9 protein-coding genes and 1 tRNA gene are annotated in these 15,073 nt (G+C 71.0%); 5 read left to right on the top strand and 5 right to left on the bottom strand.

The genetic code is table 11. The features are described from left to right. Positions 1-77 precede the first annotated feature (77 nt). Together ABEB09_RS21605 and ABEB09_RS21610 are read right to left on the bottom strand one after the other, a co-directional pair. The gene (locus tag ABEB09_RS21605) at positions 78-1,823 is read right to left on the bottom strand and encodes a glycoside hydrolase family 6 protein (protein ID WP_345691559.1); all 1,746 of its coding nucleotides are present in this window, start codon (positions 1,821-1,823) and stop codon (positions 78-80) included. A gap of 134 nt (positions 1,824-1,957) precedes the next feature. Then, on the bottom strand, positions 1,958-3,478 hold the full coding sequence (locus tag ABEB09_RS21610) for a cellulose binding domain-containing protein (protein WP_345691560.1): 1,521 nt from the start codon (positions 3,476-3,478) through the stop codon (positions 1,958-1,960). A gap of 253 nt (positions 3,479-3,731) precedes the next feature. Here ABEB09_RS21610 and ABEB09_RS21615 point away from each other — a divergent pair, with 253 nt between their 5' ends. From ABEB09_RS21615 to ABEB09_RS21635, 5 genes are all read left to right on the top strand, one after another. Beyond that, positions 3,732-6,638: a glycoside hydrolase family 48 protein gene (locus ABEB09_RS21615; RefSeq protein ID WP_345691561.1), complete on the top strand. Its 2,907-nt coding sequence runs from the start codon at positions 3,732-3,734 to the stop codon at positions 6,636-6,638. A 96-nt stretch (positions 6,639-6,734) separates the two neighbouring features. Beyond that, entirely contained in the window at positions 6,735-9,392 is a 2,658-nt protein-coding gene (locus ABEB09_RS21620) for a cellulose binding domain-containing protein (protein WP_345691562.1), read from the top strand. Positions 9,393-9,471: 79 nt separating this feature from the next. Next, the gene (locus tag ABEB09_RS21625; RefSeq protein WP_345691563.1) at positions 9,472-9,849 is read left to right on the top strand and encodes a hypothetical protein; all 378 of its coding nucleotides are present in this window, start codon (positions 9,472-9,474) and stop codon (positions 9,847-9,849) included. Positions 9,850-10,164: 315 nt separating this feature from the next. Beyond that, complete coding sequence (locus tag ABEB09_RS21630) at positions 10,165-11,070, top strand: helix-turn-helix transcriptional regulator (protein WP_345691564.1); 906 nt, start codon at positions 10,165-10,167, stop codon at positions 11,068-11,070. Between the two features lie 267 nt (positions 11,071-11,337). Next, positions 11,338-12,465, top strand: a complete 1,128-nt coding sequence (locus ABEB09_RS21635; RefSeq protein WP_345691565.1) for an alpha/beta hydrolase — start codon at positions 11,338-11,340, stop codon at positions 12,463-12,465. Positions 12,466-12,772: 307 nt separating this feature from the next. On the opposite strand, the gene ABEB09_RS21640 is transcribed toward ABEB09_RS21635, so the two are convergent. From ABEB09_RS21640 to ABEB09_RS21650, 3 genes are all read right to left on the bottom strand, one after another. Then, positions 12,773-12,845, bottom strand: a tRNA-His gene (locus tag ABEB09_RS21640). A 93-nt stretch (positions 12,846-12,938) separates the two neighbouring features. Next, positions 12,939-13,550 (bottom strand): oligoribonuclease, encoded by a 612-nt coding sequence (gene orn, locus ABEB09_RS21645; protein ID WP_345691566.1) that lies wholly within the window; start codon positions 13,548-13,550, stop codon positions 12,939-12,941. Positions 13,551-13,640: 90 nt separating this feature from the next. After that, on the bottom strand, positions 13,641-14,843 hold the full coding sequence (locus ABEB09_RS21650) for a helix-turn-helix domain-containing protein (protein ID WP_345691567.1): 1,203 nt from the start codon (positions 14,841-14,843) through the stop codon (positions 13,641-13,643). Positions 14,844-15,073: the final 230 nt, after the last annotated feature.

Raw genomic sequence — 15,073 nt, forward strand, 5'->3', positions numbered from 1 at the left:
GACGCGGTGGCGAGCCCCCGCACCCGGGAAGGCGGCGCCGGGTGCGGGGGCTCGCGGTCAGGAGCCGGCTACGGGCCTCAGAGCGCCGGGTGGGCGTTCTTCAGCAGCTCCTGGAACTGGGCCGAGAACCACTTGCCCGAGAGCGGGGCGTCGGGGAGGGCGCCCGACATGTTGTAGTTGTTCCGCGGGTTGCCCGTGTACGTCGGGTCGCACATGCGGTCGAAGCCCTTGCCCTCGTTGTTCGGGATCTCCTTGCTCGCCCCGTCGGACTCGCCCGGGGGCTTCATCCAGACGTACGCGTCGATGCCCGGCTCCGGGCTGGCCTTCGGGCGCTCGCCGAGGCCGGCGCCCGCCTGGTTGCACCAGTTGCCGGGGTTGATGCGGCGGTCGTAGCGGCCGCCGTCGACGTACGTGTCGACGTTCGTCTGCGCGCCGGGGCCGGTCGGGCGGGCCGTGCCGCCCCAGCCGTTGCGGGAGGTGTCGATCAGCATGCCGAGGTTCGACGAGAAGCCGATCCGGATCAGCTCCGCCCGCATGGCCTGCGCGTACGACAGCTCGTCGGTGTACCGGTTCCAGTCGACCCACTTCGACTGGCGCACCGACACGCCGTTCACGGTGTCGTTGATCGTGAAGTGGTCCTCCTTCAGCGCGCTGTAGTTGGCCGTGTTCACGATGAAGCCGTGCACGTTGGCGACCGTCGAGCCCTCGGCCGTCGCCGCCTGCTTGAAGATCTGCGCGGACGCGCCGAAGTTGTCGTCCCAGCCCAGCCAGCCGTGGTGGCCCGCGTCCACGTAGTTGTAGACGTTCGCGATGGCGCCCAGCTTGGCCAGCGCGTAGCCCACGCCCTTGATGTAGTTGCCGTTCGCCTTCATCACGTCGCAGTTCGGCGTGGCGGTCGGGCGCGGGGTCACGTTCGTGACGAGGTTCGGCAGGCTGTCGAGCTCGACCGTCGTGACGATGCGCAGGCCCGCGTACTTCGGGTCGGCCAGGATCGCCGCGATCGGGTCGATGTACTCCCGCTTGTAGCGGTCGATCTCCGTGGGGCCCAGCTCGCCGTTGGAGGCGAGGGCGGCGCAGTCACGGCCCGGCAGGTTGTAGATGACGAGCTGGACGGCCAGCTCCCCGCTGCCCTTCTGGCGCAGCGCCTCGTCCAGGTGGGCGCGCAGGCCCATGCCGCCGTTGACGCCGTTGATCGCGGCGGTGCGGTCCAGCCAGACCCCGGTCGGCTGGTTCGAGACCTTCGTACCGCCCGGCTCGGCGGCGGCATTCGCCGACCACTCCGGGTTCACGTAGACCTTGGCGCCCGCGTACGGGTTGTCGACCTTGGTGCCGGTCGGCGGGTCCGTCGGTCCCGGCGGGTCCGTCGGGCCGGGCGTGTTCTGGTTGCAGACCACGCCGTTCAGCTTGAACGTCGTCGGCACGGCGTTCGTCCCGCTGTACGAGCCGTTGAAGCCGAACGACGTGGACGCGCCGGTCGCCAGCGACCCGTTGTACGAGACGTTCTTGGCGGTGACGGCCGCGCCGGACTGCGTGATCGCGGAGTTCCAGTGCTGGGTCACCTGCTGGTTGCCGCCGAAGGACCACTCCAGCGTCCAGCCGCTGACGGGGTCTCCCGTGTTGGTCACGGTGACGTTGGCGCCGAAGCCGGTGCTCCACTGGTTGGTGACCGTGTAGTCGACCTTGCAGCCCGGGGCCGCGGCGCCGGCGGGGGAGGAGAGCGCGGTCGCGGTGGCGCCGGCCGTGGCGATCAGGGTGCAGGCGGCGAGCAGTGCGGTCCTGCGGCGGTTCGGGGGTGCCTGAGTCGTGCGGCTCGTGCGGCTCATGGGGATGGGGTTCCTCTCGGTTTCGTCAGTTCCTTGCGGTGCGAGTCCTTTGGTGCGGAGGTGCGGAGGTGCGGAGGTGCGGAGGTGCGGAGGTGCGGAGGTGCGGAGGTGCGTGACTTACGGGCTTCCTGCTCTCAGCCGCGCAGCGCCCGCAAGTGGTCGCGCAGCCCTGCGCCGAACGGCGTGGGGCTGCCGTCGTAGCTGCGGATCAGGGCGGGGCCGGCGGAGCAGTCCCAGGTGTTCCAGGTCCAGCCCAGGTAGGACAGGCCGCGGTCGTCGAACCACTTCATGACGCGGTCGATGAACCCGTGGCCACAGGTGTTCTCGCCGATCTCGCCCGCCACCAGCGGTACGCGGGCGGCGACCGGGGCGAGGGTGGAGTCCCAGCACGACTCGTGGGAACAGGTGTTGAAGTTGTAGACGTGCCAGGCGGCGGCCAGATTGCCCGCCGGGTCGGTGGGGGCGTACGCGAGCCACTGGCTCAGGTCGTTGGAGTACGCCACGCCGGGGACGAGCACGAGGTTGCGCGCCCCGGTGGCCCGTACGGCGTCCAGCAGGTCCTGCATCCCGGCGACCTCGTAGCCGATGCCGGGGCAGTTCCCGCCGTCCCGCCAGCAGGCCCAGGCCGCGGCGGCCGTGGGCGTCGCGCGGTCCACGTAGGGCTCGTTGAACAGGTCGAACACCACGCGGCGGTCGTCCTTGAAGGTGTTCGCGACCGAGGTCCAGAACGCCGGCGTGTAGCGGGCGTTCGGCATCGGCTTCTGGCAGCTGGCGTGGATGTCCGCACAGCCGGCGGAGTTCCCGGTGTACTGGCCCCAGCTCCAGTGCAGTTCGACGACGGGCGTCATGCCGTGCGCCTCGACGCGGCGCACGAGGTCCTTGACGGCGTTGACGTACGCCTCGCCCCGGTACTCGGCTCCGATGTTGTCCAGGCCCAGCCAGCACTCCTCGTTCAGGGGGATACGGACGGTGTTGGCGTTCCAGTCCGCGATGGCCTTCACGGACGCGTCGTCCACCGGACCGTCGAAGATGCCGCGGCCCTGGACGCACATGAACTCGCCGCCGGAGCGGTTGACGCCGAGCATCCGGCGGGTGGCGCCGTTCTCGTCGACGAGCTTGTTGCCGCTCACGGTCAGCACGGGCGGTCCTTCGACCGGGTCCGGCGGGTCCGGCGGGTCGGTCGGGCCGCCCGGATCGCCGTTGCACGCCGTCCCGTTGAGCGTGAAGGCCGTCGGCGCCGGGTTGGACCCGGGGAACGACGCGATGAACCCGGCCGTGACGCTCCCTCCCGTGGCGAGCGTCCCGTTCCAGCTCTCGTTCGCCGCGGTGACCGAGGTCCCGGACTGGGACCACCGGGCGCCCCAGCCCTGGGTGACCCGCTGGCCGGCAGCGAAGTCGAAGCCGAGGCTCCAGCCGGTCAGCGCGGAGCCGTTGTTGGTGACCGTGACCGAGCCCTGGAAGCCGCCGGCCCACTGGCTCACGGTGGTGTACTCCACCGTGCACACGGGGGCGGCCGCCGCCATGGCGGAAGCCGGCGCGGAATCAGCGACAGAGGCCGTCCCGGCCGAAGCCGTGCCGACCGGACCGAGGAGCGCGCCCGCTGCGGTGAGCGCGGCTCCCGCGAGCAGGATCGAGAAGCGCGGGGGGTGTCGCATGAGCGACTCCTTCAGTTCAGGCGCGTACCTGACAATGCGCCGACTGGAATGGAATCGCTCCCACTGGTCCGCCGACCGTAGCGCCCTCCCGCCGTCAAGCAACAGAGGGAGGGCAAAGTTTTTGTTTCGAACTTCTTCGACTCTTCAAGCACCTTGACCCCGCACGCCGCCGTCTCCATAGTGGGAGCGCTCCCACTGGTTCAAGGCTTGACCACCCCACTCTGTCCTGCTGAGCCGCTAGGAGAGACCTCGCATGTCGCCAGGACCACGGAGACGGTTACTGACCGCCCTGGCCGCAGCCCTCGCCCTGCCCCTGGGGCTGACCGCGGCCGTCGACACCCCCGCACTGGCACGCGCAGCCGCCGTGCAGTGCAGCGTCGACTACAAGACCAACGACTGGGGCTCCGGCTACACCGCCGAGCTGACCCTCACCAACCGGGGCACCGACCCCCTCGACGGCTGGACCCTCCGCTACGACCAGACCGGCAACCAGCAGCTGTCCAACGGCTGGAACGGCACCTGGTCCCAGAGCGGAAAGACCGTCAGCGTCACCAACGCCACCTGGAACCGGACCGTCGCCGCCGGCGCGGCGGTCACCACCGGCGCCCAGTTCACCTACAGCGGCGCCAACGCGGCGCCCACGTCCTTCACCGTCAACGGCACCGTCTGCGCGGGCGCCCACCAGCCGCCCATCGCCGTCCTGACCAGCCCGCGGGCCGGCGCCACCTACACCGCGGGCGACCCCGTCCCGCTGGCCGCCACCGCGGCGGCCGCCGACGGGGCCACCATCGGCAAGGTCGAGTTCTACAGCGACACGACCCTGCTCGGTACGGACACCACCGCCCCGTACACGTTCAGCGCGACCGGCCTCGCCGCCGGCTCCCACTCGCTCTACGCCAAGGCGTACGACAGCATGGGCGCCGCAGCCGAGTCCGCGCCCGTCGGCATCACCGTCGCCGCCGGGCCCGCCCTCGTCGCCACGCCCGCCCAGCTGGGCGTACGCCAGGGCACGACCGGCAGCTTCGACCTGAAGCTCTCCACCCAGCCGCCCGCGAACGTCACGGTGACCGTCGCCCGCACCTCGGGCAACACCAACCTCACCGCGGCCCCCACCAGCCTCACCTTCACCCCGGCGAACTGGAACACCGCCCAGAAGGTGACCGTCACCGCCGCCGCGACCGGCACCGGCTCCGCCGTGTTCACCGCGACCGCCCCCGGCCACGCCAAGGCCGAGGTCACCGTCGCCCAGCTGGCCGCCGACTCCACGTACGACGCCCGGTTCCTCGCGCTGCACGCCAAGATCACCGACCCGGCGAACGGCTACTTCTCGCCCGAGGGCATCCCGTACCACTCGGTCGAGACGCTGATCGTCGAAGCCCCGGACCACGGGCACGAGACGACGTCGGAGGCGTACAGCTACCTGATCTGGCTCCAGGCCATGTACGGCAAGATCACTGGCGACTGGAGCAAGTTCAACGGCGCGTGGGACACCATGGAGAAGTACATGATCCCCACCAAGGCGGATCAGCCCACCAACTCCACGTACAACGCGTCCAAGCCGGCCACCTACGCCCCCGAGCACGACCTGCCGTCCCAGTACCCGGCGCGCCTCGACTCCGGCGTCACCGCGGGTGCCGACCCGATCGCCGGCGAGCTGAAGAGCGCGTACGGCACGGACGACATCTACGGCATGCACTGGCTCCAGGACGTCGACAACGTCTACGGCTTCGGCAACGAGCCCGGCAAGTGCTCCGCCGGTCCGACGGCCACCGGACCGTCGTACATCAACACCTTCCAGCGCGGCCCGCAGGAGTCCGTCTGGGAGACCGTCACCCACCCGACCTGCGACAACTTCACCTTCGGCGGACGCAACGGCTACCTGGACCTGTTCACCGGGGACGCCTCCTACGCCAAGCAGTGGAAGTTCACCAACGCCCCCGACGCCGACGCCCGCGCCGTCCAGGCCGCCTACTGGGCCGACCTGTGGGCCAAGCAGCGGGGCCAGGGCGGCCAGATCTCGGCCACCGTCGCCAAGGCCGCCAAGATGGGCGACTACCTGCGCTACTCGATGTACGACAAGTACTTCAAGAAGGCGGGCGACTGCGTCGGCCCGACCGCCTGCCCCGCCGGCACGGGCAAGAACAGCTCGCACTACCTGATGTCCTGGTACTACGCCTGGGGCGGCGCCACGGACACCTCCGCCGGCTGGTCCTGGCGCATCGGCTCCAGCCACGCGCACAGCGGCTACCAGAACCCGCTCGCCGCGTACGCGCTGAGCGCGTACGCCCCGCTCAAGCCCAAGTCCGCGACGGCCGCCCAGGACTGGGCGACCAGCCTGGACCGCCAGATCGAGTTCTACCGCTGGCTCCAGTCCAGCGAGGGCGCCATCGCGGGCGGCGCCACCAACAGCTGGCAGGGCCGCTACGCCACCCCGCCGGCCGGCACGCCCACCTTCTACGGGCTGTTCTACGACGAGAAGCCCGTCTACCACGACCCGCCGTCCAACCAGTGGTTCGGCTTCCAGGCCTGGTCCATGGAGCGCGTCGCCGAGTACTACCACCAGACCGGGGACGCCCGGGCGAAGGCCGTCCTCGACAAGTGGGTCGGCTGGGCGCTGTCCCACACCACCGTCAACCCCGACGGCACCTACCGCTTCCCCTCCACCCTCCAGTGGTCCGGGAAGCCCGACACCTGGAACCCGTCCGCACCCGGCGCCAACACCGGGCTGCACGTCACCGTCGCCGACTACACCGACGACGTCGGCGTGGCCGCCGCGTACGCCAAGACCCTGACGTACTACGGCGCCAAGTCCGGCGACGCCGACGCCAAGCGGGTCGCCAAGGCGCTCCTCGACGGCATGTGGACCCACCACCAGGACCCGCTGGGCATCGCCGTCCCGGAGACCCGCGCCGACTACAACCGGTTCGACGACCCGGTGTACGTGCCGAGCGGCTGGACCGGCGCCATGCCGAACGGGGACCGCGTCGACTCCTCGTCGACCTTCGCCTCGATCCGCTCCTTCTACCAGGACGACCCGGCCTGGTCGAAGATCGAGACGTATCTCGCGGGCGGCGCCGCGCCCGTCTTCACCTACCACCGGTTCTGGGCGCAGGCGGACATCGCCCTCGCCATGGGCTCGTACGCGGAGCTCCTCGAATAGCCCCGCGTGACTCCGCGTACGCACCAGCCGGGTGGGCCGCGCTGCCCGTGGCCCACCCGGCTGTTCCCGTCCCCCGCTCCGAGAGGGAACACCGGCATGAAACGACACCTGCTCGCGGGGCTGGCCCTCGCCGCCGGGCTGCTCGCCGGCGTGCCACCGGCCGCACAGGCCGCGCCGGCCGCCGAGGCCGCCGCGGAACCGGCCGCGATCGCCGCCGACACGTACACCTGGAAGAACGTCCGCATCGACGGCGGCGGCTTCGTCCCCGGCATCGTCTTCAACCGCTCCGAGAAGGACCTCGCCTACGCCCGCACCGACATCGGCGGCGCCTACCGCTGGCAGCAGTCCACCAAGACCTGGACGCCGCTGCTCGACTCGGTCGGCTGGGACCGCTGGGGCCACACCGGCGTCGTCAGCCTCGCCACCGACTCCGTCGACCCGAACCGCGTGTACGCCGCCGTCGGCACGTACACCAACAGCTGGGACCCCGGCAACGGCGCCGTCCTGCGCTCCGCCGACCGTGGCGCCACCTGGCAGAAGGCCGACCTGCCGTTCAAGCTCGGCGGCAACATGCCCGGCCGCGGCATGGGCGAGCGCCTGGCCATCGACCCGCACCGCAACAGCGTCCTGTACCTGGGAGCCCCCAGCGGCAAGGGCCTGTGGCGCTCCACCGACTCCGGCGCGACCTGGGCGCAGGTCACCGCGTTCCCCAACCCCGGCAACTACGCCCAGGACCCCACCGACACCAGCGGCTACGCCTCCGACAACCAGGGCATCGTCTGGGTCACCTTCGACGAGTCCACCGGCACGCCGGGCACCGCCACCAGGACGATCTACGTCGGTGTCGCCGACAAGGAGAACGCCGTCTACCGCTCCACCGACGCGGGCGCCACCTGGACCCGCCTGCCGGGCCAGCCCACCGGTCTCCTCGCCCACAAGGGCGTCCTCGACACCGCGAACGGCCACCTCTACCTCGCCTACAGCGACACCGGCGGCCCCTACGACGGCGGCAAGGGCGCGGTGTGGCGGTACGCCACGGCCACCGGCACCTGGCAGAACGTCACCCCCGACGCCGAGCCCTCCTACGGCTTCAGCGGCCTGACCGTCGACCGGCGTGAACCCGGCACGGTCATGGTGACCGGCTACAGCTCCTGGTGGCCGGACACGCGGATGTTCCGCACCACCGACAGCGGCGCCACCTGGACCCGGGCGTGGGAGTTCACCTCGTACCCCAACCGCTCCAACCGCTACACCATGGACGTGTCGTCGTCCCCGTGGCTGACCTGGGGCGCCAACCCCTCACCGCCGGAGGAGACGCCGAAGCTCGGGTGGATGACCGAGGCGCTGGAGATCGACCCGTTCGACTCCAACCGCATGATGTACGGCACCGGCGCCACGATCTACGGCACCGAGAACCTCACCCAGTGGGACACGGGCGGCAAGATCGCCATCAGGCCCATGGTCCAGGGCCTGGAGGAGACCGCGGTCAACGACCTGATCGCACCGCCCTCCGGCGCCCCGCTGATCAGCGCGCTCGGCGACGTCGGCGGCTTCCGCCACACGGACCTCACCAAGGTTCCGCCGATGATGTTCACCCAGCCCAACTTCACGACGTCGACCAGCCTCGACTACGCGGAGGCCAACGCCAACACGGTCGTCCGCACCGGCAACCTGGACAGCGGCCCGCGCATCGCGTTCTCCACCGACAACGGCGCCAACTGGTTCGCCGGCCAGGAGCCCTCGGGCGTCTCCGGCGGCGGCACCGTCGCCGCGGCGGCCGACGGCAGCAGGTTCGTGTGGAGCCCCGACGGCACCGGCGTCCACACGACGGCCGGCTTCGGCACGTCCTGGACGGCCGCGCAGGGCATCCCCGCGGGCGCGACCGTCGAGTCGGACCGCGTGGACCCGAAGAAGTTCTACGGCTTCAAGTCCGGCACCTTCTACGTCAGTACGGACGGCGGCGCGACCTTCACCGCCCGGGCCACGGGCCTGCCCGCGACCGGCGACGTCCGCTTCAAGGCCGTCCCCGGCCGGGGCGGCGACATCTGGCTCGCCGGCGGCGCCCCCGACGGCGCGTACGGCCTGTGGCACTCCACCGACTCGGGCGCCACGTTCACCAGGGTCCAGGGCGTCGAGCAGGCCGACACCATCGGCTTCGGCAAGGCCGCGCCCGGCGCCGCGTACCCGACGCTCTACACCAGCGCGAAGATCGGCGGCGTACGCGGCATCTTCCGCTCCACGGACGCGGGCGCCGGCTGGGTGCGTATCAACGACGACGCCCACCAGTGGGGCTGGACCGGCGCCGCCATCACCGGCGACCCGCGGGTCTACGGCCGCGTGTACGTGTCGACGAACGGCCGCGGCATCGTCTACGGCGACACCTCCGCCACCACCCCGACGGACCCGACCGATCCCACGCCCCCGAACACCACCTGCGAGGCCACGTACAAGGTGACCAACCAGTGGCAGGGCGGCTTCCAGACCGACGTCACCGTCAAGAACACCGGCAGCACCGCCTGGAACAGCTGGGAGGCCGGCTGGACCTTCCCCGACGGCCAGGAGATCACCCAGATCTGGAACGCGGCCGCCACCCGGAACGGCGCCGACGTCACCGTCAGGAACGTCGGCTGGAACGCCACGGTGCAGCCGCTGGGCACCCTCGCGTTCGGCTTCACCGGCTCGTGGTCGGGGAGCAACAGGCCGCCGACCGTCATCAAGCTCGGTGGCGCACCCTGCGCGACCACGGTGTCGTGACCCCGGGCCGGGGTGCCGCGCGCGCATCCCGGCCCCGATGGGGAAGCCCAGCTGGTTCAATGCCCGCATGGTCGAACTGGTGTCTCTGGTTCTTGTCGCCGCCCTCATCGGGCTGGCGTTCCGCGCCGCGGGGCGGCAGCGGGCGGCGCGGGTGGCCGCCGGCGGGCCCGCGGGCTTCCCGTGCATGCTGCGAGGGCCCGGCGGCCGCTGGAAGCCCGGCCGCCTGCGGACCGGCCCGGGCCCCCTGGTGTGGAAGCCGTCCCTGGGCGGCCGCCCGGTCGACTTCCCCGAGGGCCTCCGGCACACCGGCACGCGCCGGCCGACCGTGAAGGAGTCCGTCGTCCTGAACCCCCGCGCCCGGATCCTGGAGTGCACGTCCCCCGCGGGCCCCGTACAGCTCGCGGTCATGCCGGAGGAGCTGGACGCCGTCCTCGCGCAGCTGGGCGACCCTGTGTGACGCACGCGAAAGGCCCGGCCCACCGAAGCGGACCGGGCCTTCCCGATCAGGGTGAGTAACGGGACTCGATGACCTAAGGGCCGTCCCGCAGGCGGATGCCCGGAAGCTGCCGTGGTCGCGCCCGGAGAAGGGTGGTTTGTCGGGGGATACGAGCTCAATGGGGCCCGGCGCCGGCCGCGGCAGGGCGGGGGTGGCGCAGGGCGATCAGGACGATCACGGCGGGGGCGGGGCATCCGCGCAGGTGGAGAAGGTCGCGTTTATCGGGGGTACAAGCTCGACCTCCCTCAGCCGCCGCCCGTGGCTACCGTGGAACGCATGGACGACCAGCGCGACCACCGGGCGGAGATCCGGGACTTTCTCGCCAGCCGCCGCGCCAAGATCACCCCGGAGCGGGCGGGGCTGCCCACCAGCGGCCGGCGCCGGGTCCCGGGCCTGCGGCGCGAGGAAGTCGCCGTCCTCGCCGGCGTGAGTACCGAGTGGTACACCCGGCTGGAGAAAGGGCACATCAGCGGAGTGTCCGAAGACGTCCTGGCCGCGGTCGCCCAGGCCCTGCAGCTGGACGAGGACGAACGCACCTACCTGTTCGACCTGGCCCGCGCCGCCCGCCCCGCCCGCCGCACCCCCTCGCGCCGCCGCGACGTCGAGACCCCGCCCCGTGTCCAGTGGCTGCTCGACTCCATCACGATGTCCGCCGCCTTCGTACGCAACGGCCGTCTGGACGTCGTTGCCACCAATCCGCTGGCCCGGGCCCTGCACGCGCCGATGTTCGACAGTCCCACCACCGACAAGCGCGGCCGTGCCAATTTCGCCCGCTACCACTTCCTCGACCCTGGCTCCCAGGACTTCTTCGTGGACTGGGAGGCCGGTGCCGCCGCCACCGTCGCGTTGCTGCGGGCCGAGGCCGGGCGTGAACCGCATGATCGGGCCCTGCGCGAGCTGATCGGCGAGCTGTCCACCCTCAGCGCCGACTTCCGCACCATGTGGGCCGCGCACGACGTCCGTATCCGCCACGAGGGCATCAAGCGGCTGCAACACCCCGAGGTTGGCTCCCTGGAGCTGACCTACCAGGCTCTGGACCTGCCCGTGTCGCAGCGAGCTGTGCACGGCCTGAGCCTCTACACCGCCGAACCGGGCAGCACCTCCGAGGACCACCTCAAGCTCCTCGCAAGCCTGGCGGCGACCCGCTCCCGGGCGGCAGAGCCCACTGACCGACCCAGCTGAGCGGCCTGTCGCCCAGGCCGTCCCGAAGTTCAGACGGTCTTGACGAACTCAGTGGATTGACGCGGCGACACGGATGTCCGGGAGGTGCCGGTGTGCCGAGCCTTCCGCGCTACGACGCACACGCTGCGGCATGGGGGGTCGAGGTTGTACCCCCCATAAACCCGACCTGCCACGCCCGGCGCGGAAGCGGTTCTCTGGAATCGCGCCTCGGTCACGACAGCACCGACCGTCGCGCCTTTCCCCCCGATCGGATATGAGGTCCACTCCATGGAACGTCGCAAAGCGCTCGGACTGATCGCCGCCACCGGCGCCGCCACCGCCGCCTCCTTCACGGCTCTGCCCGCCTTCGGTTCGCAGACCGGCCGCACCACCGGCGCCGCAGGACGGGGCAAGGCCACGGCCAAGGGCGGCTACACCTTCGCGCTGGACAAGAACGTCAAGCGGACCTCCGTGCGGTTCAAGAACCGCTACGGCATCGAGGTCGCCGGTGACCTCTACATACCGAAGAACGCGACGGGCAAGCTGCCCGCCCTGGCGGTCAGCGGCCCGTTCGGCGCGGTCAAGGAGCAGTCCTCCGGCCTGTACGCCAACGAATTCGCCCGCCGCGGCTACGTCGCCCTCGCCTTCGACCCCTCCTTCACGGGAGAGAGCGGCGGCGGCGTCCGCGACGTGGGCTCGCCCGACATCTACACCGAGGACTTCAGCGCCGCCGTCGACTTCCTCGGCCTGCAGAAGATCGTCGACCGCGAGCGGATCGGCCTGCAGGCCATCTGCGGCCTGAGCGGCATGGCACTGACCGCCGCGGCTGCGGACAGCCGTATCAAGGCGGTCGCCACGGCCGCGATGTACGACATGTCGCGCAGCATGTCCCGCGGCCACGAGGACTACTACACGCGTGAGCAGCGCCAGAAGGTCGTGGACCACCTCAGCCGGCAGCGCTGGATCGACGCCGAGAACGGCACCTACGCGCGGCTCTCCCACGAGGTCCCCTTCGACGAGAACGGCAACGTCGCCCCCTCGAACCGCGTCCTGCCCAAGACCCTTCCGGCGGACGCCGACCCGATCACAAAGATCTTCTACGACTATTACCGCACCGAGCGCGGCTACCACCCGCGCTCGATCAACTCCACCACCGCGTGGACCGGGACCACGCCGATGTCGTTCTTCGCCTTCCGGCAGATGACGAACATCGACATGCTGGCGCCCCGCAAGGCCCTCCTGGTGGCCGGCGCCGACGCGCACTCGCGCTACTACTCCGAGGACGTCCACAAGACGGCCCCCGACACCGTCGACCTCGTGATCGTCCCGGGCGCGGACCACGTCGACCTGTACGACCGCAAGGACCTCATCCCCTTCGACACCCTGGACGAGTTCTTCACCAAGAACCTCACCTGACCGGAGGCGCTCCCCGTCAGGCCGGTACCGTCACCGGTCTGGCGGGGAGCCCCCATGGCGCAAGCGGCCTCTCGGGAACGCTCTCGACGCGGACGTCACCGGCGCCGTAAAGGCAGATTCGGTAGGCCGGGTTGGGGTCTGGCGCCAGACCTGGTCCGGGAGGAAGGGTGCCCGGGGTGCCGAACCAGCTGCGGCGCCATGTGACGATACGACTGGGGACCGCCACCCGTGTTCCCGTGGTGTTCCCAGGGATCTGGGCATGACGAAGGGCTGACCTGTTTCCACAGGCCAGCCCTTGATCATTCAGGGTGAGTAACGGGACTCGAACCCGCGACATCCTGGACCACAACCAGGTGCTCTACCAGCTGAGCTATACCCACCGCGACCGGTCTTCTTCCCGACCGGCCGAGAAAAAGTGTACAGGGTCCGAGAGGGTGCTCGCGCCACCGTTTCCGCGGGCCCCGTCCCGGGGCCTATTTCGGGGGCTCGGGGGGCAGGACGTGGCGGGCCGCGATGGCCTTGGCGGCGTCGGAGTCCGGGCCGGGCTGCGGAACGAAGATCGCCTCGCGGTAGTAGCGCAGCTCGGCGATGGACTCGCGGATGTCGGAGAGCGCCCGGTGGTTGCCGTTCTTCTCCGGACTGTTGAAGTAGGCCCTCGGGAACCAGCGGCGGGCCAGCTCCTTGACCGAGGAGACGTCGACGATCCGGTAGTGGAGGTAGTCCTCCAGCGTCGGCATGTCACGGGAGAGGAAGCCGCGGTCGGTGCCGACCGAGTTGCCGCACAGCGGGGCCTTGCCGGGCTCCTTGACGTGCTGGCGCACGTACGCCATGACCTGTTCCTCCGCGTCGGCGAGGGTCGTGCCGCCCGCGAGTTCGTCGAGGAGCCCGGAGGCGGTGTGCATCTCGCGCACCACGTCCGGCATGGTCTCCAGGGCCGCGTCCGGCGGGCGGATCACGATGTCCACGCCCTCGCCGAGCACGTTCAGGTCCGAGTCGGTGACCAGCGCGGCCACCTCGATGAGTGCGTCGTCCGTCAGCGAGAGCCCGGTCATCTCGCAGTCGATCCACACCATGCGATCGTTCATGCGTCCTACCTTAGAGGGACCGCGGGGGACGGGGGCGGTCTCGTGTACCCCCCTCCCCGGCGGTCCCTCAGGGACGTGCGGTGCGAGCGCCTACGGGGCGCTGCGCTGGCCCGGCAGCGTCGCGGCCCGGCCGGGCGTGAACGCGTCCGAGTGCGGCTTGCCCGGGTCGTGCCCGGCCCCGGCCGCCGCCGTCGGGCGCCGCATCCCCGGCCCGCCCATCGGGGACGTGCCCTGCGGCGGCAGGACGGCCTCGGCCACCGACGGCGGCGCCGTGTCGCCCTGCGGGCGCCGGGCCCGGTAGGCGGCCCGGTACGCGGCCGGCGACGAGCCGAGCTGGCGGCGGAAGTGCCCGCGCAGCGCGACCGGCGAGCGGAAGCCGCAGCGGCCGGCGACCTCGTCGACCGAGTAGTCGGAGGTCTCCAGGAGCCGCTGTGCCTGGAGCACCCGCTGGGTGATCAGCCACTGGAGCGGCGCGCTCCCGGTGAGCGAGCGGAACCTGCGGTCGAAGGTCCGCCTGCTCATGTACGCCCGGGCGGCGAGCGTCTCCACGTCGAACTGCTCGTGGAGGTGCTCCAGCGCCCACGCGACGACCTCGGCGAGCGGATCCGCACCGATCTCCTCGGGGAGGGACCGGTCCAGATAGCGCTCCTGGCCGCCGCTGCGGCGTGGTGGCACGACGAGCCGCCGGGCGAGTGCCCCGGCCGCCTCCGTGCCGTGGTCGGTCCGCACGATGTGCAGACAGAGATCGATTCCGGCCGCCGTTCCCGCGGACGTCAGTACGTCGCCGTCGTCGACGAACAGCTCCCGCGGGTCCACATGGACCGACGGGTAGCGCTTGGCGAGCGTCGGCGCGTACATCCAGTGCGTGGTGGCGGGCCGCCCGTCCAGTAAACCGGCGGCCGCGAGCACGAACGCACCCGTGCACAGGCCGACGATGCGGGCGCCCTCCTCGTGGGCGCGGCGCAGCGCGTCGAGCGCCTCGGCCGGTGGCGGCGAGGTGATCGACCGCCAGGCCGGTACGACGACGGTGCCCGCTCTGCTGATCGCCTCCAGGCCGTACGGTGCGGAGAGTTCGAGTCCCCCGGTCGTGCGCAGTGGCCCTTCCTCGCCCGCGCAGACCAGCAGCCTGTAGCGCGGAACTCCGGCGTCCTGGCGGTCAATCCCGAACACCGAGAGTGGGATGGAACTCTCGAAGATGGGGCCGCCGCTGAACAGCATGACAGCGACGACCTCGCGACGGCGGCGTCCGGACAGTTTGCGTCCGGTCTCCGGTGCGGCGGAGTCCTGGCTCATGACGCTAAGCCCCCCTCGGTGTTCGCGTCTCCTAGGTCCTGTCGCTCCTGCACGTTTCCCCTCGGTTTTGCACGAGACCCCGTTCTCCGATAGTCATGATCGAATCTACTGCGTCCCGCGGCGCCGGCGTGACAAGTTCCGTATCCGGCACTAAGTCGACAAGGCAACTTGGCGCGAAGCATTCGATCACGAAGCGTTTCACCCGGAGGACCCCGCAGGGAAGTGGGTCT

The sequence above is a fragment of the Streptomyces coeruleoprunus genome (assembly GCF_039542925.1).
GTDB lineage: Bacteria > Actinomycetota > Actinomycetes > Streptomycetales > Streptomycetaceae > Streptomyces > Streptomyces coeruleoprunus.

Bases quoted from the DNA above. Each gene is read 5' to 3' on its own strand.
- ABEB09_RS21615 (WP_345691561.1), top strand. From the start codon at position 3,732: ATGTCGCCAGGACCACGGAGACGGTTACTGACCGCCCTGGCCGCAGCC.
- ABEB09_RS21650 (WP_345691567.1), bottom strand. From the start codon at position 14,843: ATGAGCCAGGACTCCGCCGCACCGGAGACCGGACGCAAACTGTCCGGA.
- ABEB09_RS21605 (WP_345691559.1), bottom strand. From the start codon at position 1,823: ATGAGCCGCACGAGCCGCACGACTCAGGCACCCCCGAACCGCCGCAGG.
- orn (WP_345691566.1), bottom strand. From the start codon at position 13,550: ATGAACGATCGCATGGTGTGGATCGACTGCGAGATGACCGGGCTCTCG.
- ABEB09_RS21610 (WP_345691560.1), bottom strand. From the start codon at position 3,478: ATGCGACACCCCCCGCGCTTCTCGATCCTGCTCGCGGGAGCCGCGCTC.
- ABEB09_RS21630 (WP_345691564.1), top strand. From the start codon at position 10,165: ATGGACGACCAGCGCGACCACCGGGCGGAGATCCGGGACTTTCTCGCC.
- ABEB09_RS21635 (WP_345691565.1), top strand. From the start codon at position 11,338: ATGGAACGTCGCAAAGCGCTCGGACTGATCGCCGCCACCGGCGCCGCC.
- ABEB09_RS21620 (WP_345691562.1), top strand. From the start codon at position 6,735: ATGAAACGACACCTGCTCGCGGGGCTGGCCCTCGCCGCCGGGCTGCTC.